At 36.9% G+C, this 22,115-nt stretch carries 20 protein-coding genes and 1 pseudogene; 6 read left to right on the top strand and 15 right to left on the bottom strand.

Features of this window, described 5'->3' with window-relative positions; genetic code table 11:
• Positions 1-107: 107 nt before the first annotated feature.
• Complete coding sequence (locus FAY30_RS27905; RefSeq protein ID WP_263315248.1) at positions 108-233, bottom strand: hypothetical protein; 126 nt, start codon at positions 231-233, stop codon at positions 108-110.
• 317 nt (positions 234-550) lie between these two features.
• Between FAY30_RS27905 and FAY30_RS23860 the strand changes: the two genes are divergently transcribed.
• The 5 genes from FAY30_RS23860 to FAY30_RS27355 all read left to right on the top strand — a co-directional run bounded on the left by FAY30_RS23860 (position 551) and on the right by FAY30_RS27355 (position 5,189).
• Positions 551-2,134 carry an alpha-glucoside-specific PTS transporter subunit IIBC gene (locus FAY30_RS23860; RefSeq protein WP_150136694.1) on the top strand — a complete coding sequence of 528 codons (1,584 nt, stop codon included), beginning with the start codon at positions 551-553 and terminating at the stop codon, positions 2,132-2,134.
• A 131-nt stretch (positions 2,135-2,265) separates the two neighbouring features.
• A complete protein-coding gene (locus FAY30_RS23865; protein ID WP_149872181.1) occupies positions 2,266-3,597 on the top strand; it encodes a 6-phospho-alpha-glucosidase in 1,332 nt (443 codons plus the stop codon).
• A gap of 79 nt (positions 3,598-3,676) precedes the next feature.
• A complete protein-coding gene (locus FAY30_RS23870) occupies positions 3,677-4,456 on the top strand; it encodes a MurR/RpiR family transcriptional regulator (protein ID WP_149872182.1) in 780 nt (259 codons plus the stop codon).
• A 7-nt stretch (positions 4,457-4,463) separates the two neighbouring features.
• On the top strand, positions 4,464-4,949 hold the full coding sequence (locus FAY30_RS23875) for a PTS sugar transporter subunit IIA (RefSeq protein ID WP_149872183.1): 486 nt from the start codon (positions 4,464-4,466) through the stop codon (positions 4,947-4,949).
• A 75-nt stretch (positions 4,950-5,024) separates the two neighbouring features.
• Complete coding sequence (locus FAY30_RS27355; protein WP_190284750.1) at positions 5,025-5,189, top strand: hypothetical protein; 165 nt, start codon at positions 5,025-5,027, stop codon at positions 5,187-5,189.
• Positions 5,190-5,793: 604 nt separating this feature from the next.
• On the opposite strand, the gene FAY30_RS23880 is transcribed toward FAY30_RS27355, so the two are convergent.
• From FAY30_RS23880 to FAY30_RS23935, 14 genes and pseudogenes are all read right to left on the bottom strand, one after another.
• Complete coding sequence (locus FAY30_RS23880; protein ID WP_190284751.1) at positions 5,794-6,840, bottom strand: ABC transporter permease; 1,047 nt, start codon at positions 6,838-6,840, stop codon at positions 5,794-5,796.
• A complete protein-coding gene (locus FAY30_RS23885) occupies positions 6,830-8,359 on the bottom strand; it encodes an ABC transporter ATP-binding protein (protein ID WP_223820836.1) in 1,530 nt (509 codons plus the stop codon). The genes FAY30_RS23880 and FAY30_RS23885 overlap by 11 nt, the downstream gene beginning before the upstream one ends.
• Before the next feature lie 78 nt (positions 8,360-8,437).
• A complete protein-coding gene (locus FAY30_RS23890; RefSeq protein WP_149872185.1) occupies positions 8,438-9,463 on the bottom strand; it encodes a BMP family lipoprotein in 1,026 nt (341 codons plus the stop codon).
• Positions 9,464-9,570: 107 nt separating this feature from the next.
• Positions 9,571-10,362: an SDR family NAD(P)-dependent oxidoreductase gene (locus FAY30_RS23895; protein WP_223820837.1), complete on the bottom strand. Its 792-nt coding sequence runs from the start codon at positions 10,360-10,362 to the stop codon at positions 9,571-9,573.
• Positions 10,363-10,393: 31 nt separating this feature from the next.
• Positions 10,394-11,176, bottom strand: a complete 783-nt coding sequence (locus FAY30_RS23900; protein ID WP_149872186.1) for an SDR family NAD(P)-dependent oxidoreductase — start codon at positions 11,174-11,176, stop codon at positions 10,394-10,396.
• A 2-nt stretch (positions 11,177-11,178) separates the two neighbouring features.
• On the bottom strand, positions 11,179-12,204 hold the full coding sequence (locus tag FAY30_RS23905) for a LacI family DNA-binding transcriptional regulator (protein ID WP_190284752.1): 1,026 nt from the start codon (positions 12,202-12,204) through the stop codon (positions 11,179-11,181).
• A 51-nt stretch (positions 12,205-12,255) separates the two neighbouring features.
• Positions 12,256-13,155, bottom strand: a complete 900-nt coding sequence (locus FAY30_RS23910) for an ABC transporter permease (protein WP_149872188.1) — start codon at positions 13,153-13,155, stop codon at positions 12,256-12,258.
• A gap of 754 nt (positions 13,156-13,909) precedes the next feature.
• Positions 13,910-14,086, bottom strand: a complete 177-nt coding sequence (locus tag FAY30_RS28120) for a hypothetical protein (RefSeq protein ID WP_411675468.1) — start codon at positions 14,084-14,086, stop codon at positions 13,910-13,912.
• Between the two features lie 136 nt (positions 14,087-14,222).
• Positions 14,223-14,366: a sigma 54-interacting transcriptional regulator gene (locus FAY30_RS28125; protein WP_411675509.1), complete on the bottom strand. Its 144-nt coding sequence runs from the start codon at positions 14,364-14,366 to the stop codon at positions 14,223-14,225.
• A 13-nt stretch (positions 14,367-14,379) separates the two neighbouring features.
• Positions 14,380-14,725: pseudogene (locus FAY30_RS28130) on the bottom strand (sigma 54-interacting transcriptional regulator).
• 844 nt (positions 14,726-15,569) lie between these two features.
• The gene (locus tag FAY30_RS23920) at positions 15,570-16,928 is read right to left on the bottom strand and encodes a purine-cytosine permease family protein (RefSeq protein ID WP_149872189.1); all 1,359 of its coding nucleotides are present in this window, start codon (positions 16,926-16,928) and stop codon (positions 15,570-15,572) included.
• Between the two features lie 74 nt (positions 16,929-17,002).
• Positions 17,003-17,605, bottom strand: a complete 603-nt coding sequence (locus tag FAY30_RS23925) for a substrate-binding periplasmic protein (protein ID WP_149872190.1) — start codon at positions 17,603-17,605, stop codon at positions 17,003-17,005.
• Between the two features lie 7 nt (positions 17,606-17,612).
• Positions 17,613-18,659: a 2,5-dihydroxypyridine 5,6-dioxygenase NicX family protein gene (locus FAY30_RS23930; RefSeq protein ID WP_149872191.1), complete on the bottom strand. Its 1,047-nt coding sequence runs from the start codon at positions 18,657-18,659 to the stop codon at positions 17,613-17,615.
• A gap of 137 nt (positions 18,660-18,796) precedes the next feature.
• Positions 18,797-20,404 carry a PucR family transcriptional regulator gene (locus FAY30_RS23935; protein WP_149872192.1) on the bottom strand — a complete coding sequence of 536 codons (1,608 nt, stop codon included), beginning with the start codon at positions 20,402-20,404 and terminating at the stop codon, positions 18,797-18,799.
• A gap of 496 nt (positions 20,405-20,900) precedes the next feature.
• Here FAY30_RS23935 and FAY30_RS23940 point away from each other — a divergent pair, with 496 nt between their 5' ends.
• Positions 20,901-21,716 carry a hypothetical protein gene (locus FAY30_RS23940; RefSeq protein WP_149872193.1) on the top strand — a complete coding sequence of 272 codons (816 nt, stop codon included), beginning with the start codon at positions 20,901-20,903 and terminating at the stop codon, positions 21,714-21,716.
• Positions 21,717-22,115: the final 399 nt, after the last annotated feature.

The raw sequence follows: 22,115 nt of genomic DNA on the forward strand, positions 1-22,115 counted from the left end.
AGTTTCTATTATAAAATACATCGAAATATGTCACCCCGATACACGACGACATTTCTTCTAACTCATCACCCCAAATTCGATTGTCCGCCACCTTGGTCTATATTACTTCACATTTTCTTCTTTGTGTTCTTTCTGTTTTCTTTCGGTTTTCTCATTACCGCCAATAATGCTATAACAAAACAAATCATTAGAATGATATTTAAGCCCCAACCGAAACTATCAATAAACTGCATTCCCCATCCCCCTCAGATATGTTTTGATCACTTTAGCATGATTGATGCGCTAGTTGGTGGTTTTCCACAAAAGAAGATAAAACGTTACAATTTTTTCTATCAAGATCCGTTTGCTTTCATTTCCATAATAAAACACCACCCTTCCCCTATTACAAAATGTAGAGAAAGGACGTAAGTGGGGGCTGACCCCACAGCTTTCCCCCTCTTTGAAACTTTTCCCAAGTCTAGTAAACTCTATTGTTCGAAAAAATTCATAGGTCTATAATTCATTTATCGATAGCGCTTTCTATTAAATTGATCAGAGGAGTGAGTAAGACATGATGCAAAAATTACAGCGATTTGGCGGCGCTATGTTTATTCCAGTTCTAATTATGCCTGCCATGGGATTGTTGCTGGGGCTTGCCAATACATTAATTAATCCCGAAATTGTTGGAGAGATCGCTAAAGAAGGTTCTCTTTGGTATATCTTTTGGAAGCTAGTGTTTGATGGAAGTTATGTTATTTTTCAAAACATACCACTGCTATTCGTAATCGGCCTGCCTATCGGTCTTGCGAAAGTGGCAAAAAGTAGAGCTGCTTTAGAATCATTTGTTATTTATATGTTTTTCAATATGTTTATTAATTCCTTATTAACAAATGGTGGTTCCTATTTCGGGGTTGATTTTACTCAAGAAGTAGGGGGAACTAGTGGACTTGCTTCTATTGGTGGTGTAAAAACACTTGACACGAGCATGATTGGTGCACTTTTTGTAGCAGGGATTGTCATTTGGATTCACAACCGTTATTACGATAAAAAATTACCAGAAGTACTGGCAATCTTCCAAGGTAGTGCACTTATCACCGTTATTGGTTTCTTTGTTATGATTCCAGTTGCTTTATTAACGGTACTTGTTTGGCCGGTTGTTCAAGAATGGATTGGTTCTTTACAAGGTTTCATGAAAACTTCCGGTGTCCTTGGAGTTGGTCTGTATAACTTCTTAGAAAGAGTTTTAATTCCAACTGGTCTACATCACTTTGTGTGGCAACCATTCGTTTATGGACCTGCTTTTGCAAATGAGGGGCTCCTCACTAGTTGGTTTACAAATCTAGGTGATATCGCTGCTTCTTCCGAGTCAATGACGACTCTATTCCCAGGTGGCGGATTCATGATGTTCGGGAATACAAAAGTATTTGGATCATTAGGTATTGCAATTGCTATTATTCTAGCAAGTAAGCCAGAAAAACGTAAAAAGACAATTGGTCTTATTTTACCAGTTGCAATAACTGCAGTATTAACTGGTATTACAGAGCCACTTGAATTTACATTCTTATTTATTGCACCAGTCTTATTTGCGATTCATGCTGTGCTTGCTGGCATTATGACAGCAACCATGTATGCGCTTGGGATTTCGGGTAACTTCTATAATGGTTTAATTGACTTTTCTATTACATGGGCAAGCACTTGGCCAAATCACTGGTCAACCTGGTTAGTACAAATCGGGGTTGGTCTAGTATTTACCTTAATCTACGTCATATTATTCCGATATTTAATCGTTAAATATAATTTCTTAACCCCGGGCCGTGAAGCAGATTCTGAAGAAGGTAAGCTATTTACTAAAGCAGATTACCGTGAAAAGAAAAATGGCGGGAATGAATCTAGTAAAAAAGAAGGCAGCGGTTCTTTTGATGAACAAGCTGCGAACCTCTTAGCTGACCTAGGCGGGGCAGAAAATATTGAAGAACTTACAAACTGTGCTACCCGTCTTCGGTTAACTGTGAAAGATCCTGAAAAGGTAAAAAGTGATCAAGTATTCCGTTCTCATGGGGCACATGGTTTAGTTAGAAATAAAAAAGCTGTTCAAGTGATTGTCGGATTATCAGTTGGAAACGTTCGCGATAAAATAGATGAGCTCATGAAATAATTCCTCTTTTGAAAAGGTTTTCTACCAGTCGGTGAAACTTTTCCCAAGAGTCTTCCAAACTATTATCAAAGAAATAACAATGAGATACAGTAAATATAGAAATTATCAATTTACAGAAAGAGGGATTCAAGATGAAAAAGAAAAATTCCGTAGTAATTGCTGGTGGAGGCAGTACTTACACAGCTGGTATTGTCATGATGTTAATCGAAAATCAAGATAAATTTCCTATAAGAAAATTAAAATTATATGATAATGATAAAAGTCGTCAAGATATTGTTGCTAACGCTTGTGAAATCATCATTAAAGAACGTGCTCCTGAAATTGAATTTGTTGCAACAACGGATCCAGAAGAAGCATTCAAAGATGTTGACTTCGTAATGGCGCATATCCGAGTCGGCGGATTGAAGATGCGTGAACAAGATGAAAAGATTCCATTAAAATATGGGGTTGTAGGACAAGAAACATGTGGCCCTGGCGGAATTGCATACGGTATGCGCTCTATCCCGGGAGTTATTGAACTAGTTGACTATATGGAAAAATACTCTCCAGATGCATGGATGCTAAACTATTCTAACCCAGCATCTATTGTCGCAGAAGCAACACGGATATTACGTCCAAATTCTAAAATTATCAACATCTGTGATATGCCAGTAGCTCTTAAAAAATCAATGGCAACGATTCTTGGTATTGATGAACAGTCAATCGTTGACCGTTACTACGGACTTAACCATTTCGGATGGTGGACTGAGATTCATGATAAAGAGGGTAACGATTTAATGCCTGCTCTTAAAGAACATGTAAGAGAATGGGGATATGGACCTAAAGGGGATAATGAAAATCCACTTCTTGAAGAAGCCAGCTGGATGGATACGTTCCAAAAAGCAAAAGACCTTTATGTGGTAGACCCTGATACTCTGCCAAATACGTACTTGAAATATTACCTATATCCTGATTATGTGGTAGAGCATGCGAATCCTGAATGGACACGTGCAAACGAGGTAATGAACCATCGTGAGAAAAATGTATTTGCTGAATGTAATCGAATTGTTGAAGCTGGTACTGCAGAGGGTACAAGCATTGAAGCGGGTGAACATGCAGAATTTATCGTGCAATTAGCGGGAGCATTAGCCTATAACACCTATGAAAGAATGCTATTAATTGTAGAAAATAATGGTGCCATTGCAAACGTCGATCCAACGGCAATGGTGGAAGTTCCATGTTTAGTTAGTAAAGCTGGTGTAGAACCATTAGCAATGGGAATCATTCCACAATTCCAAAAAGGAATGATTGAACAACAAGTTTCTGTAGAAAAATTAGTCGTACAAGCATATTTGGAACAATCTTATCAAAAACTATGGCAAGCACTTACCCTATCGAAAACAGTTCCAAGTGCAAGTGTCGCTAAGAAGATTTTGGACAACCTTATTGAAGCCAATAAAGATTTTTGGCCTGAACTTCATTAATCATAACTGACTTGGTAAACTAGATGAGGAGAGAATTTTTTCTTCTTATCTAGTTTTCTAGCACCAGGAGGTTCCTTAATTGAAGATTGAAGAAATCATTAATAAAAATTACAAACACTTTAGTGATATTGATGAGAATATTGCTAAATATGTTCTTGACCACAAGGATACGATTGGTCGCATGGGAATCAATGAAGTTGCACAAAACAGTTTTACATCAAAATCTTCTGTCTTGCGTTTTTCTCAAAAATTAGGCTTTAGTGGTTTTAGTGAATTTAAGAATTATATTAAGCGAGAAGCAGCAAGAAAGATGGATTACCAAGAACCACATGAATTATTTGATCAAGTCATTACAGATATAGAAAAAACCGTAGAGTATTTGAAAAATGTCGATCTACACTCTATTTATGAAGCTTTAGATGAATGTAAAGACATCTATATTTTGTCAACAGGCGTTGCACAAGTAAACCAAGCGAATGAATTACAGCGGCTCTTTATGATGAGTGGTCGTTCTGTGCACATTCTGCCAGGTTCTATATACTCTTCCGAATATAGAAGGATTATCGAAAATGTTACAGAGGAAGATCTAATTTTCGTATTATCCCTCTCAGGTGAAAACCCAACTTTGGATGGTGTGTTGGACATTCCAAAAGTAAAAGGCGCTAAGACTATATCACTTACAAATTTTAAAAGTAATTCGTTAGCCGGAAAAGCTGATTTTAAATTATACGCCTCTAGCACACTAAACCCAGCACCGCAAAACTGGTGGACCCAGTCTGTTTCTTCCTTTTTTGTGGTGTTAGAAGCATTACTATTCGGATACATGGATTATAGGAGTAGAAAAGATATCGAAGGGTAGGCTTTGTATGTTATTTAAAAAAAATAAAAAGTCTGAGAACATTGCGATTCAAAGCCCATTGAACGCAGAAGTGATTAAATTAGAAAGTGTACCAGATCCTGTTTTCTCGCAAAAAATGATGGGAGAAGGAATCGGTTTTATCCCAACAAACGGAGAAATATACTCTCCAATCAGCGGAAAAGTAACACAAGTATTCCCAACAAAGCATGCGATCGGATTAATGACGGAGGACGGTGTAGAATTACTCTTACACCTTGGCCTAGAAACTGTCGAATTAAATGGGGAAGGTTTTGACATACTAATTGAGTCAGGCGACAGGGTTCAAGCACAAGACCGAATAGGTTCATTTGATTTAACGTTTATCGAGGAAAAAGGAAAAGAAATTATCTCTGTACTCGTCTTCCCTAATCTAAAGGAAAAAGGAAAAGAGCTGACCTTGTCTAAAACAGGAGAAGTAAAAGTTGGAACTGAAATAGCAAATTTACATAAATGATTAGAAAAAGCACAAGGAAAGTAGTACTGCACCCCAAAAGATAGATCGAAAATCTACCTTTTGGGGTGTATTTTGATGGCTAAATATAGTGAACAATTCAGCCATCTTTATCCGAGTGCCTCGGTTCGTAAAAATGATCCTTCGCATCAGGAAACCAAATGCTGTTATTTCTCGACAACAGAACTGGCACCTCCTTTCTTTTTCAAACCATCACACTTTACCGCATTAAACTTTAGCTGAGCGGGGGTCTGACACCAAAATTGAATCGCTATTTTCATGAACCGACGACATTCTTTCGACCAATTTCCGTATCTACTTTATTATGCAAACATTTGATTGAAACAGCAGCTAAATGGCAATCCATTAGGATTTCCCTGCGAAATTGAAAAGAAAGTTGTCGAGAATTGCCAGGGAAATTTACAGATCAACCCCTTAAATTTACATGATTTAACTGGTTTCACGTAAACTTACATGATTCTCTCTATTCCCCGATATTCCACCATCAATTAATTGTTTGGTTGAAAGTGGACTAAGTGTGCTTCAATTCAGGACTCCCCCATGTAAATGGATAAAAATAATGCGGAAATCTGCCGGAAATTGACTTTCCCCTAATTGGTCATGAAGCATTAAACGTGGGGATCAAAGGGATAATAACTGTGCGATTCTTCCAGGAGATATAATTAGGCTTTACGGTCAAAATTATCATAAAAAATAGACGACCTCCGAATTCCCTAGTATCTCGCTTTACCGCAGTACACTTTAGCTGAGTGGGGTCTGACCCCAAATTGCACGATTAAATAATCAGGACGAGGTGACTGCCACCTCGTCCTTTTAATAATAAAATTCACTTCTTGCTCTTCGATAAAAACGGGACTTTTTTAATTGTTATGAGCATGATGATTACGCCCAGCAATATATTTACCATTGCTTTTGGGACATCACCTACCATTTCTAATGTGATCCCTCCGCTTTTCATTGCACCCATAAATAGTGCAGACAATGGTATAAATAATGGGTTATTGTTACTTAGCAACGAAACAACAATCCCATCAAAACCTAATCCATTTGAAAAGTTAATAATAAAACGGTGATGAATTCCAAGGATTTCTATAGCTCCCCCAAAACCTGCAATTGCGCCACTCACAGCCATTACTAACATTTTTCCTCTCGGTACTTGAATTCCGGAAAAATTAGCAAATCTTTCATTATTTCCGATTATATTAATCTCGTACCCAGATGAAGTTTTAGTATTCCAATAATATACGATGATAATTAAAATTAAAGCAAAAAATATTCCTGTAGTTATATTACTTCCTGCCAAAAGTACGTTAAGCATGGCTTGGGAGGCAATTTCCTTTGATGCCCCACTTTCACCGGCAGTGCCTGGTTCATAAAATGGATACCTAATTAAGTATTCGGTAAATAATATGGCTACATAGTTTAGCATCAGCGTAGTAACAACTTCATTTGCTTTAAATTTTAATTTTAACCAACCTGCCAACATAGACCATGCCGCCCCGACAACTCCAGCTGCAATTATACATAAAGGAATGAGGATTAATTTTGGTAGATCAATGAAGGTAAACCCTACCCATGCTGCTGCGAAAGCACCTAGGTATAATTGACCTTCAGCACCTACATTAAACATCCCACCTCTGAATGCAACTGCAAAAGCGAGGCCAGTAAACATAAGGGGTAATGCCCATCTAATGGAATTTGCAATACTCCATTGATCACCAAAAGCCCCCGTAAAAAGTGTAGAATAGACCATCGCTACATCCTTACCTGTCAATAGAAGGACCACAGTGTTTATGAGGAATGCACCTAGGATAACAACCAGTATTAGATAAATTTTTCTAATGTGTTTTTTGAAAAATTCATTAAAGGACATCATACCTAGCCTCCTGATAATGTGTACCGAACATCATTTGCCCCAATTTTTCTTCATTGGCATTTGAGTCCAGCAGCTCCCCAGAAATCCTTCCTTCATAAATCACAATAATTCGGTCGCAAAGTTCCAATATTTCGTCAAGATCTGCTGAGATAAGAAGAACGGCCCCTCCCCGCTCTCTAACATTGACGAGCATTTGTCTGATATATTTGGAGGATCCGATATCAACTCCTCTGGTAGGCTGGCAGGCGACTACTACGTTAGGATCACGTGAAAGCTCTCTTGCAACGATAATTTTTTGCATATTTCCACCGGATAAATTCTTTGCATGCTCTGCCTCTGAAGGAGTTTTAATAGAATATGTTTGAATTAATGCCTTACTTAATTCCCTTGCTTTTTTCCAATTAATAATGCCCCTTTTGGCAATTGGTGGTACATTATGTTTATTAATGATAATATTTTCGGTGATAGAATTGGATAATGCTAGGCCCTCCCTCATTCTATCCTGAGGAATATGGGCAAGCCCCTGTAACATTCGGTTCCTTACAGAATCATTTGAAATAGTTTTCCCATTTAGCGTTATAGAACCACTTGTTATATTTCGCACACCAATAATTGCTTCAGAAAGTTCCGTTTGTCCGTTTCCTTCAACTCCTGCTATACCGAGTATTTCGCCACTATATAGTCGAAGGGAAAAATTATCTACTTCTATTTTTTTTTGGTCTCCTATAACAGTTAAATCTTTTATTTCCAAACTGAGTGTGCCGGTTTTTATTTGTGACTTTTGCAAGCCATCAATATCTCTTCCAATCATCATTCTGGCAATATCCCTTGGCTGCACCTCACTTGTATTAACTGTGCCAATCGTCTTTCCGGCCCTCATTGCGGTGATTCTGTCTGAAATCTCCATAACCTCACGCAATTTATGGGTGATAAATATGATGGAATAACCTCTCTTAGTTAATTTTCTTATTGTCTGAAAAAGAGTTTTTGTTTCTTGAGGGGTTAAGGTAGCTGTTGGCTCATCAAGGATAATTAACCTTGCTCCTTTAAAAAGAATTTTAATAATCTCTACACGCTGCATCAGCCCTACAGAAATATCCTGAACCTTAGTGTCTAAAGGAATTTTTAAATCAAACTCCTCTTGGATTCGTTCAATTTCTTTCCTAAATTCATTCGGTTTCCACACAAATTTCCTTTTTGGAGGTTTTCCTAAGACGATATTCTCAGCAACAGATAAAGAAGGGGAAAGCATAAAATGTTGATGTACCATGCCAATACCTAAGGCAAGAGCATCGTTAGGCGACTTTAGCCTAACTTGTTTGCCTCGATAAAGAATTTCACCGGAGTCTGGACTAAGCATGCCGTATAAAATATTCATTAATGTAGACTTTCCTGCCCCGTTCTCCCCAACAAGGGCATGGACTTCCCCAGCTTTTACACACAGAGAAACATTGTCATTAGCTAAAGTAGCAGAGAATCGCTTGGTAATATTCCTTGCCTCAAGTTCATATTGCATAACTATTATTCCCTTCGCTTCTATTGAGTTACTGTCCAAAGTGTAATGAATATAAAATTACTATTGAATCAAAAAACATTATCTGCTAATATTTCTCTCTATTACTAAGCTTCCTGATTTAATAGCTTCGATGGCTTCGTCAACCTTTTTGTTCACTTCTTGAAGTTTATCGGATAGTTCAGGAACATTTTTACCTAATTCTGTATTTCTTGTAAGACCGATGCCACCATTATTGAAAGTAGCTGTTGTTAACCCACCTTTAAGTGAGCCCTTGACGAATTTTTCAATTTGATCATAGACACTGTTACCAAACCCGATTTGTGTATCCATTAAAACATTAGATGGAGCAAGCTGAGAATGATCGCTGGAATCCCCAATGACTAATATTCCCTTCTCCTTGCTTGCTTCAATAATGCCTAGTGTTGTTTTTGCCGAATCACCAAGTAACACATCGACACCTTGATTAATTAAACTGAACGAGATTTCCTTTCCTTTCGCTGGGTCCTCAAAAGAATTTGCATTGATTCGGGTGACAGTAACATCACCCCTTACTGTTTTTGCTCCTTTTAGAAATGCATTATAATTGGCCATAATGGTATTATCCTCAGTGCCTACTATATGCCCCAACTTCCCAGTCTCAGTCATCATACCCGCGGCTATACCCACTACATAGTTAACTTCCCAAGTAGCAAAATCTACCGCAGTAATGTTCGGCACTTTAAAATCCTCTGAGCCATAAATCAATACAAAATGTGTGTCAGGAAATTCAGGTGCTACCTTTTTCAGCGGTTCAATCATTCCCGGGAATGCTGTGATAATTAATTTGTTCCCCTGGCGGGCAAAATTACGAAGTGATGTCTCATATTCTGCTGGCTGTAGTGCTTCATAAACAGAAGTCTTCACCCCTAAATCGTTTTTCGCACGCTTCATTGCAGCATTCATATCATCCGCTGGACCGCCATCCCCAAGACTTTGTGGCAAGATTAAAGCAACCTTTTTTTCAGCTGTAGCTTTGTTGGCATTATCTTTGGAAACACCGCAACCCGTTAGAACCATTCCTACAATAACCATAATTGAAATGAGTTTAGAACATATTCTTTTCAACTTTCAACACTCCCTCACCATTCTTAGTCTTGAAGCATAGTGCCGTTTTTAAGAAATTAGTTCAATCCAGATATTTAATAATACACACTCTTCACTATTTTAGGAGATTAGTAGGGTGTGTTGCCTCCATCAACTGAAATCGATTGTCCACGAATAATCTCAGCTGAATCAGAGGCCAGAAAAGCTATAACTCTCCCAACCTCTATAGGTTGGATTAAACGCCCGAGCTGAGGCGGCCCCCAGGTTTCCCTTAAGGTTTCAACCGAAATAGCTTCAGCAGATTCCTGTACTGTCTGAACCATTAATTTTCTTAGCATTTCAGTATCTACTGCACCAGGGCAAACTGCATTTACGTTAATATTCATTGGGGCAAATTCCTTTGCTAAACTTTGGGTTAGGTTGATGACTGCGGCCTTTGATGCATTATAATGTGCTTGCCCGATGTAGCTTACTTTCCCCGCATTAGAGGCTATATTAACAATTCTCCCCGGCTTATGATCTTTGAATAACTGTGAAGCAAATAGTTGACTACAACTGAACATAGCCCTAACGTTAAGATTAAAGATCATATCCCAATCTTTGGTAGTTATATCAAAAATATTTTGAAGCTTCGTAATACCGGCATTATTTACGAGGATATCAATCCCCCCGAATTGTTTAATCGCACATTGGAATGCACTCTCAATACTTTCATCTTGAGTGATATCCATATATACACCAATTACATCAATACCCATATCCTTTAAACTTGCAGTGGCATTTTCCAGTGCTTCTTGATTAATATCACCTAAAACAATATTAGCCCCGGCCTCCCCTAATGCTTGGGCTATACCAGTACCTAAGCCACTGCCACCGCCAGTAATAATTGCTGTTCTTCCTGAAAGCATAAAGTTATTCAATAATCTTCACTCTCCATTGTTAAAAAATTTTTTAATACGCTTCTGCTAAGGTTATACCCCCATCAACTGTCAAAACCTGACCAGTTATCCAACTTGATAATGGTGAACTAAGAAATAAACATGCATCACCAATATCCTCAGGGTTTCCAATCCGTCCTAATGGAGCACGGTCATTATACTTTTCCCTCCATCCCGGAACAGCCTGATCTAACCCGGGGGCATCTATTAATCCAGGGGCAACACCATTAACCCTGATACCATATTTGCCAAGGTCAGTGGCAAGACAACGTGTTACCATTGCCAATCCAGCTTTTGAAGCACCGTAGGCAAGCCCGTTTGCCATAGGTCTGAAAGCATTAATAGAAATTATATTAATGATGGAGCCACCATTTCCCTGATCAATCATTTGATTTCCCGCTGCTTGGCAACAATAAAAAGTTCCTTTTAAATTACTATCGAGCATATTATCCCACTCACTTTCCTCAATAGTTAAGGAATTGTGATGAGGATAGATCCCTGCATTATTTACTAGAATGTCAACCTTACCAAACTCCTCCACTACCTTTTCAACCATAAATTTACACTGAACGATGTCCCTTTGGTCTAAATAGACAGCCTGACTTTTAACACCCATCGCTTCAATTTCTTTTGCTACATTTTGCGCGTTTTCTGCTACTGCCTCACTTGAATAAGTAATGACAACATTGGCCCCAGCTTGCGCAAAGCGATTAGCAATCCCTCTGCCAACGCCTGCTCTACCTCCAGTAATGATTGCCACCTTATTTGAGAAATCCATTGCTTTTGTAATTTCCATTTTTATTCCTCCCTCTGTTTAGCACTTGACTCGCGAATAATTAACCTTGCTGGGATTGTTTCAATATGCCCCTCCATGTTTTCCCCGTTGATCATATTTATTAATATTTTTGCAGCCCTTTTTCCAATTTCATGAGCATCAACATGCATACATGTTAAAGACGGAACAAGAACCGAAGATAATTCAACATCATCTATGCTAGCAATTGCTATCTCATCAGGAACTTTTATTCCCGCGGATATCATTTTCAGCAATAAACTATGTGCAATTACATCTGTCGCAACAACAATTGCAGAGGGCCTTATTGGCAAAGAAAGCAGCCATTCGCAGGCCTTTATACCACCTTCCAGATTGGGACTTACTCTACATACTAATTCAGAATTAAAAGGTAAACCAAAGTCTTTCAATGCCTTTTTATATCCCTCTTCTCTTAGAATAAACGTATCTCTTTTTGAATTAGCATTAATTAGGGCAATATCTTTAATCCCCCGAAAGGCAAACATTTCTGTTAGCTTATATGCAGCATCATCCGGTCCAAAAGACACACTAGGTGTGGCATGGTGATCATCAATATAAACTGTTTTCATATTATGAGTTGCAGAGGAGAGTTCGTTAGCCATTGATTGAATGATTAATCCATCTACTGCACTAGAATTCTTTAATTTCTTAATGGATTCTTTCGCTTCTTCTGTATTTAAGTCGGTCAAATTCATTAGAATAAGGTTATATCCTTCTTCTTTTGCCACTTCACCAGTTCCCCGAATTAATAAGGGCATGTAAGGATGAGACATATTGGGGATTACCAAACCAATTTGCATTGTCTGTTGTTGCCGCAACGCTTTTGCGACATAGTTTGCTTGATATCCAAGTGACAAGGCCGTCTTTTCAATTTTTTCTCTTAGTTTTAACGAAATTCTCTCGTAATCATTTGCTTTACTTAAAACGATAGATGCAGTAGTTACTGAAGTACCGGCCTTTTTTGCTACATCTTTTAATGTTGGCTTTTTGCTTGAAAAATTATCTTTCATCTCTTCTCCTTTTATGAAATAACAAAGTTTCATATTTTTTGATGACTTCGCCTATCTTGCCAAAAGATTTTTTGTCCTTTTTTTCACCCTTTTGTATCGGATACTGAGGGCAAGGATGGTAATGATATATGGCATCATAAGTACAAGGGATGAAGGGAATCCAAATTGTTGTGCCCTTAAGGAAATACTTTCGGCAAACCCAAATATTCCACTCGCCACAAATACAATAAATGGATCTGTCTTGCCGAACAATACCGCTGCATAAGCAAAGAAACCTCTGCCTGCCGTCATCCCTTCCGTAAACATCGTCACATATCCAAGTGCTAAGTGTGCTCCTGCCAATCCACATAATACACCTGTCATGCAAACGCCTATAGTTCGGTATTTAATAACCGATACTCCGGTAGCTTCAGCAGCCTCAGGCTTCTCTCCGACTGCCCTTAAATTAATACCAATGTACGTTCTATAAATAATAAAACTTAAAATGACAACAAGGATTAAAGAAATATAGGTTAATGGTGTATGTCCATTTAAAACTGTATTAACAAAGGGTATATCTCTTAATATAGGTATATCTAGTTTAGAAAAACCTTTAATATTTGATTGGATAGAACCCAAATCCCCAAAGGTTTCTTTCATAGCAAATGTAGTAACCCCCAGGGCAAGTGTATTCACGCCTATTGCGGTTATAATGGGCTCAGCTTTATATTTTTCAACCAGAGTCACAAACAAAAAGCCTATGAATCCGCCTACAACTACACCAAACAATGTTCCTATCATGGGATTTCCGGTTAGAAATGTCCCATATATTGAAAAAAATGCTCCAAATAACATTTTTCCTTCAAGTGCAATATTAAACACCCCAAGGCGCTCACTAATCAGCCCACCCAATGCAGCTAGTAAAATAGGAGTCATTGTACGTAATACTGTGCCTAGTAATTCTTCAATCATTCTAATCCCCTCTTTATCACATGATTGGGACAAATCAACTAAAACGATAAAATAGATACGGCTAGTATTGAGTGTGTTGTTAATTTTCACCTACACCTAATCATCACCTCATCTTAGTAAATCGATTCAGTAAATCGTTTCACTTAACTTTCAAAAAAAATATATGTTTTGTATGTTACTATTGATACTTTTACAATTTTCTAAATATTACACTTCCGATAAATTTTTTTTAGGTAAAATTATCCACATCGAATTAAATTAATATGTTTTAGAGGAATAGGATTTTAAATTAGATTCGAACCATTATTTTCAAGAATCGACATCCTTTCGACGAAATTCCAAATAGGATATACTATTCAAACATTTGATTGAAACAGAAGAAAAGGGTTGGTAAAAATGAATTTCTTCTGTATTCATTTAAGAAAATTGTCGGGAATTGCCGAGGAAATGTGCAGATGAGAACCTACATATTTGCACTATTTGACTGGTTTCACGTGAACTTACATGATTCTACCTATTTCTCGTTATTCCGATACTACATAAACGTTTGTTTGAAATAATCCTCATTCCTCCCCAATCCTGAACTTTCCCTTTCAAAAACTTGAAAATAATGGCGAAGTCTGCATTGATTTCATTTATATAAGCATAAAAATAGGCAGCACCCAAGTCGGTACCGCCTACAAACAAACTGTATAAACATACAGAATCCTTACAATTATGCCCTTTAGAGTCTTACTGACTAGATGAGTGGGATTCAGCCCCTTATGTTAAGCCTTTTTGCTTTCTTTACAACGGTAGATTGATCAACCCGTAATGCCTCCGCTACTTTCTTGGTTGTTTGATATTTCTTAAAAGCTGAACGTAAAAGTTTTTTTAGGGGGATGATTTCTTCATTTGAATAAGGAGACGCAGGTTCCAACACCTCAGACACGTCTTGTTTACCAATTGTATCTCCTAGCGTATTAATCAGCGAGCTTCTTCCGAGAGCTGTTTTGTAAAACCATACTTTGAATTGAACTGATCTAAGAATGATTGAATAAGGAGAAGTAAATCTTCTTTTCTGTCTCTTATGCCGGAATGTCGATTGGCACTACATGTAAGCGATAATATAAATCCTTGCGAAATTTCCCCTGTTCAACGAGGTCCTTTAAATTTTTGTTGGTGGAAGCGATTACTATCGCTTTTACGTCATAAGCTGTCGAACAGCCAATTCGACGTACTTTTCTATCGTCTAAAAACGTGCAGCAATTTAACCTGAAGACTCAGAGGCATATCCCCTATCTCATCCAAAAAGATAGTCCCATGATTGGCAATCTCAAAAAGTCCCTTTTTCCCTTCCTTTGAGGCCCCGGTAACCGCATTTTTCGTAGCCAAACAATTCAGATTCTAAAAGGTTTTCAAGTATAGCACCACAATTGATGTGAACAAACGGATAATCCTTTCTTTTACTATGATTATGTTTAATCTTCGCCATAAAATTTTTCCCGACCCCTGTTTCACCTAATAATAGAACAGTTACCGGCAAATCGGCGACATGATGGTCCAGATCAAAATGATTCAAGTTACTCAACGGGTTCTGTATTTATTATTGACCGGGGGTATCACCGCTTCCTAATTCATCATATTGCATGATAGCAGTAACCATTTTTCATAAAAAAGATGGTTCTTTTGTAATTATTGGTATGATTTGCATCAAAGGGAAAACATAGCCATCGTGGGATGCTGGCCTTGTGATTTCTTCCGAAATCACATACACCTCGACCTTGCTCCTTAATTTTCCCTATCAAACAAACGTTTATTTAAAACCGTCACAATTCTTGATATATACACCTTTCTCCTGTTCAATCGATAAAAAATTGTTGAAAGGTGCAATAAAAATAAGGAGCGAAATGGGTTCGAACTCCTATTTTTACAAATCGACAACATTTCGACGAAATTCCGTATATGCTATATTATACAAACATTTGATTGAAACAGCAGCAGGGTTTTGATTTAAAAGGATTTCACCCGTAAATTGATAAGAAATTTGACGAGAATTGTTAGGGAAATGTACAGATCACATCCTATAATTTACACTATTTTACTAGTTTCACGTGAACTTACATTGTTCTATCAATTTCCCGAATTTCAGCTATCAATCAAATGTTTGATTGATAGTAGCCTAAGTGTGCTTCAATTCAAGATTCTCCTTGGTAATTGCCTAAAAAGAATGTTGAAACCTGTCCCATTGAGCTTTTTGAAAAAGGAACCGTGTACTGCTGTTGTACTAGAATTTTTCTCCATACTAAGCATAGTAACAAATGACAAGTATCCCCTCCTCCAAGTCCCTCCCTCATTCGATAATAAATTTCGACTAATTAAGGACAAAAAAAACAGAGAGCAGCCTCTCTGTTAAATCATCACGCATTACCGCATTAAACTTTAGCTGAGCGGGGGTCTGACCCCAATGTTGAGACTCCTGTTTCTACTTTTTTAATGGTTATAGCTGAACCAAATAGTTTCATACAGATATAATAAACCACACCAGACGCTACTAATGAATTTAATGATGATACTCCAATATCTGTAACAAAGTAACCAACAGCGAAACCAGCTGCCCAAGCAACAATGGATATAGGATTCCAACTTTCACTATGCTTTGGCAGTTCATTATTTCTTCTACTTTCATCCAGCTCAGCCCTACTACGCTTTAAAATAAAATAATCAACAATGATTACACCTACAACTGGTGGGATAACTACACCAAGTAAAACAAGAAAACCTATAAATTTGTCAAGAATCCCTGCAACTGACATGAAAGTACCGAATAAACCAACGACAATCGTCATTGTAGCACGATTAAAATTTTTCTTGAAAAATATATTCATAGAATTTGTTAATCCGAGACTAGATGAGTAAAGATTAAGATCATTCGTTTTAATAGTAGAAAATAGTACAATGGAAGCCCCAATCCAGCCTGACAAAGAAAGCATAATGGTGACAACATCAGGTGATTTAACAGCATGCGCCATTAATACTGCAATTAAGCATATGGTTAACTCCCCGACAAAAGTACTTATGGCGGTCATCCAAAATACATCTTTCCATGTCCGAACATATCGGCTTATATCCGGCGTTGTGACAACCCCTACAACAAACCCGCCAGTTACCATAGTAATCGCAACTCCCATTGGAAGTGCGGTACCAGGTGCTGGAGAAACCAGCAGACTGCCAATATCAGCAGTTGCAAGCATCTTGTATGCCGCAATGCCAACGGCGACTAAAAATAAAGGTAATCCAATATTTGCCGTGTAACTTAAAACCTTAAATCCATAGACAACTAGTAATGTAAGACCCAACCCCGTAATGACTGACCATATCTGTACATTAAACATATTTGTCGCTTCGTAAAGTCCTAATGCAAATACACCATTCTGAACACCAAACCACCCTGTTAATGATATGGCAATAACTAGCCCGATTAGTAATGAACCAAAATTTCCAAACCCTGACCATCTTGTTAACAATGCGGTTGACAGACCTTCCTTAGCAGCTGCGAAGCCAATTCCAAAGCCAATAATTTGCAGGATTACACTTCCCCACATAACTGCCCAAAATGCATCCCAAAAAGACATTCCATACCCTAATGTTGCACCCAGCATCAATTGTGACACACAGGCAAAAAAGCCAAGTCTTACGACTAATACCTGCCACATAGGCCGTTTGTCGGAATCAGGAACACGACGTAAAGAATGATCATCATGAGACTCTAAATTTTCTTTAATTTTTGCCATACCGCCACCCCTTTTGGTTTGTTTTAATAGGGAAACGAATGAACCGTGCCTGTGTTTCCCTATTAAAAATGGTTTCATAGATACCTGTTAAATTCGTCTCTAACGGAAGGGTTATTGAAAACAACATAAAGTGGTCTTGTGAAATCAAGATGTCTCAATATCTTAACTCCTTCAAACTCTCTCTCTTGTGCCTGATATTCAAAGACTCCAAGATCAACCACTGCATAATCAGCTTTATTTTGCATGACAAACTCAACCTGTTCCTGTTGATCATGAGAGTAGACTTTTATTCTTTCTGGCAGCAGATCTATAACATCTCCATATTTATAGCCTTTAATTACAGCCAACTTCTTATCCAACAGATCAATTTCTTCAATAGACTTAAGATCTTCATCTACACATGAAATGATCGTGGTTATGGCATTCCTAAAGAGACTTGAAAAGGAGTAGAGTTTTTCTCTTTCTGGAGTCTTTTGAACCTGAAATGCAATATCAATTTCTTTATCAATAAGCTTTTTTTCAATTCTACTCCAATCATCCAAGATGTACTCTGCAGTAGCTCCCATTTTATTTATTATTTCTTCTGCATGACTGTAATCCGATCCTTCTAAAACACCCATCGCATTATAAAACTGATATGGCGGAAATGGGTCAGCCCCTACTAAATATTTCTTCATCACACCCCTACTTTCCTAACTTTTTAGCTAGTTCAGCAAGGTCCGGATGTATGAATATCCCATTATCCAGTATTAACTGTCCGTCCAACCACACCGAGCATGCCAATGAAATTCCATCTACATGGCTTTTTGCAACTCTGGGTGCTCCTCCTGAATAATTTGGTCCTTGATGACCAAACCCCCATTCAGTACTTCCCCAAATTCGCTCATCCTCTGTGGTGCATCCCTCTAATTTAGCATTAGGACTGCATCCATAACAAACATGTGCTGCAATATACATATTCGGGTCATTTAAGGATGCGAAATAATCTTTAACTCGCTTTGCAAGCTTTCCACCTTCAAACTCAACTATTCGTCCTTTTTCTACAACGTAAGTTATCGTCTCACTTAGAACACCTAATTCGAGATCCCCACCTCCACTAAGTGCCCCATCAAATGCTATTCTGCCATTTATACTGTCTTCAATTGGTGCCCACCCTATCTGGCCAATAAGGAAATGTGCTCCAGGTGTACTATAATCGATTTCATTATTTATTGGTCTGTTTGGATCATTTTGAAAGGTTACGTCAGTACCTGCTTTATTTGTTATTCTTACTTCTGTTGCTTCTTTGGTTAGTTGAGTAAGTCTTGTCTGGAACTCATTTTGTGCTTTCATATCGACCAAACCTATATTCCTTACAATTCTTTCTATTCCTAATCCGCCAAGCATAACTTGCCTGGTTCTTCCATTAGTAACAGCTTTATCCCATATTGGAGAGTATAAAAGCCATTGGTCATTTAGTTCTATCCATACATCCGTTTTGTCCACACATTCTTTAAGTGGCTCTGGTAAGTATTCCATGGTAAGTGCCCCATAACCTTTTGGAGTTGAATGCCAGGCCAGCATTGCCTTAGCACCCAGTGCATCAGCCATTTTTACTATTTCCTCAGCTACTCTGAAGTCTCCAATTGAATCCAGAGTTACCAGCACGCTTTCACCGGGTTTTACCTTCACCATATCGTGCATTAGTTTGTAAGCGCTTTTTGTAAGTTCCATATCTAAAAATTGTGCCATACTATCCCTCCGTTATTTTTTATCAATCTAGCCTAATTTTACAATAATTGAGTGAAATATTTGAATGTTCTAAAAAACAAAAAAAGGTTAGCTAGTTGTGCTGTAACACAAACCGCTAACCACAATATCTAAAAAGCTCACTTGTTATCAAGTGCAATTACCATCAATGTATTTAGTAAATAAGGCATTTTCCATGGTTCAAAACCTAATAAATCAATAATTTTATTTTTTCTATAATGGACAGTATTTTTGTGAATATACATAGAGTTAGCCACTTTGTCAACGTCCATATCATTAATAATAAGTTGGCTCAAAGTATTATACAAATCTTGTTTGTTCTTCTCATCATATTCTTTAAGTTTTTGAAAAATATTTTCTAAAGAAGCAGTCAATTTATGATTCTCTCTGAACTCTCTAATTAATCCAAAACAACCTAAGTCCCTGTATAACGTATATTCATTTTCCCCAAAATATCTTCTTCCAAATTTAAACGCATCTATGGCTTCTGTATATGCTTTGGGAATATCCCTGAAATCATTAAATTCATTGCTTACTCCAATAGAAATGTCACCCGCTAAATCATTATCCCAATATTCAAGCAGCTGGTAACATATTCTATTTATTCGGTCTTTTATTTCTATGGTTGGTTTCGCAATTAGTATAATAATTAAATCGCTTCTTAACCCAACTAAATTATCCTTATTCTCTCTTTTTATAATGTCGTTTGTCTTTTGGTACTGAACATTTTCTATATATCTTTCTAATTCTCTCAGATCCCCCCTAGGATTTTCCTGGAATTTGTTAATGTTAAGAACAATTATCTGACTGATTTTTTGTATATCCCAACTTAGATCCATCCCCATCTTTATTGCAACTTCATCAGATCTAAAATTCCATGTTATGAGATCCCCAATATACTCTTGTTGCCTTTGCATTTCAATTTCTGATACTCTGCTATTTTTGGTAGATATTAATGTATAGATTCTGGATATTATATCAAGTATTGAATCAGAGTTCTTTAAATTATTATCCTCAAACTCTGCAACTATAGTACCAAAAAACATACCTTGTGATCTGACAAATCTTAATATGTATTTCTTATCATTAATTGTTAAAATCTTTTTATCATCTATAGTTTGAATCTCATTACTTCTTTCAAGTAAATAATTTGATAAATTACTAATGTCGTTAATGGATTTAGGATAAATAAGCTTATTGTTAATATCTAAAAACCATATTTCCCCACCGTAAAAATCTGTCATTGTTTTATAAATCACATTAACATCCTTTTTAGAGACTACATATTCAATTAACTTATTCTGCATGTGATTTGCATCTAAATATCCATCAGATGGTTTTTCCATAAGCTTTAAAATAATTGGATTCAAAATCTCAATATATGTTGTCTCACTCTTAGCAATAATCAAAGGAAAGTTCATCTTGTTACATAGATCTTCGATTCTTGGGTCAATATTCTTAAGCCAAAGATCTAAGTGGCAAATAATTACCCCTGCAGATTTAGCTTCTATAAGTGATTCAAAAATTTCTAGTTGTTTCTCCTTATTATTCATTATTGCATAAAGAGAAGTTACATAAAGTTGCCCTTCTATTAACCAACTTTGCTCTTTAGTCTCAGCAACTTCTAAAACGGTTACTGAGGATATTTTATTGTCCAGACCATCAATACCCGCTTTTATATAAGCATACTTAAGACCACTTAATGAAAATACATCCCTTACTCTCATATAATCACTCCAGATTAATATTGTTAAATTGTAGTTTCATTTTTAATGATTCATATAATATAGCTATTTTTTTAATAATTGATATGGCCATTATAATATCTTTAAACGTTCATCCTATATCTATTATAGTGTTTTTCGATGTAAACGTTGACATCTCTTTACAACTTAATTCCTACTAGGGTAACGGCTGAATAATACTGGATGAATCATGACGGTCCCTTCGAAGCTTTATACTTTTAACCAGATAACCACCGGGCTAAGTGGAGGTCTGAATCCACTCGTCATGAGTTGGCGATACCTGGTAAACCCACTGTCAAATAATGGTACAAGAGATGGCGCTCGTGGTAAATTCTTATGGCCGTAATGAGACTATAGCAGGCACCGATATTTATAGCAACGAGTAAAAAAATACCAATTAATTGACTCCTATGAATTTTGGAAATATAATTAGTCAGAAAAGGTCAGTTTTTATTAACACTTAAAAAGGATGAATAAAATGTTAAAAAGGTATGATCCGCAAAATCCCAAAATGATACGATCAGCAGTATGTTTTACCGATATATTAGGTTTTTCACAAATGGTATTAGATGCCAATCAAAACGGTACAGGAGACCAACTTTTACAACATCTACACAAAATACTTACACAACAATACAATAATTTAAAACCTGGTGAAGACTATGTAGGGATTTTTAAGGCCTTTACTGATAATATAGTTATTGGATTACCGATTTATGAGGATGGAGAATCACAACTTGGTGGTATTTTTCTTGATTTTGCATCTTTCCAGTTAGAGCTTACCTTAAATGGGTTCTTCATTCGTGGTGGAATAGCTATTGGAGATTATTATGGGGATGATGAATTCGCTTATGGCCCTTCTTTAATTGAAGCCCATTACCTTGAAGATAAGCTTGCCAAATTTCCTAGAATCATATTAAGCGAAAACACTGTTCATATGGTTAAGGAGCATATTAAAAACTATGCAGAACCTTATTGGGCTCCACAGAGTAGAGATATTCTTCAGGATTGCACAAATCAGAAATGGTTTATTAATTATTTGGAAGCTGTAATGTTTGACGTTCATGCTACCGGAGATTATCAAGTTGCCATACATCAATTACATAAACACAAAAAGGAAATTGAAACAAATCTTATTAAATATAATGGTAATACAAAAGTACATCCAAAATATGTTTGGGCTGCGGAATATCATAATTACTTTTGTTCTGAAAATATCCCACAACAGTTTTTAAATCAATCACAATTAATAATTACACATCAAACTTATGGTAGTTTCTCTAAAGTAATATAAACTTCAACTATTCTTCCCTGATGTTGCTAGAGTAACACCCATTAGATCAATGTGTACAATATTTCTATTGAAGGGGCTCTGAATTGCTAAGAAGGAAAGCAGTAAAGCTAGTTTGTAACGGTGGGCAATTAGTCCTTGGGGGATTCTACATCCGATGGGTTTTTGCGCTCCTTTGGAAATTTCACCTACGAGTAGAAAAGTTTAAAAGGAAATTTGTGAAAATCAAAGTTTATATTTGCTAGTTGGTACCACTGGAGGATGAAAAACGCAGGATTCCTTCACTTTCTAAAGGAGCCCTTGGTATTATTGAGCTATTTCAGTTCAACCAAGTAAAAATAAAAATCAAAGCAGCCATACCTAAAGTATTGCTGCTTTGATCTTTTTTATTAGAAAAACAAT

This window comes from Bacillus sp. S3, from assembly GCF_005154805.1.
Classification (GTDB): domain Bacteria; phylum Bacillota; class Bacilli; order Bacillales; family Cytobacillaceae; genus Neobacillus.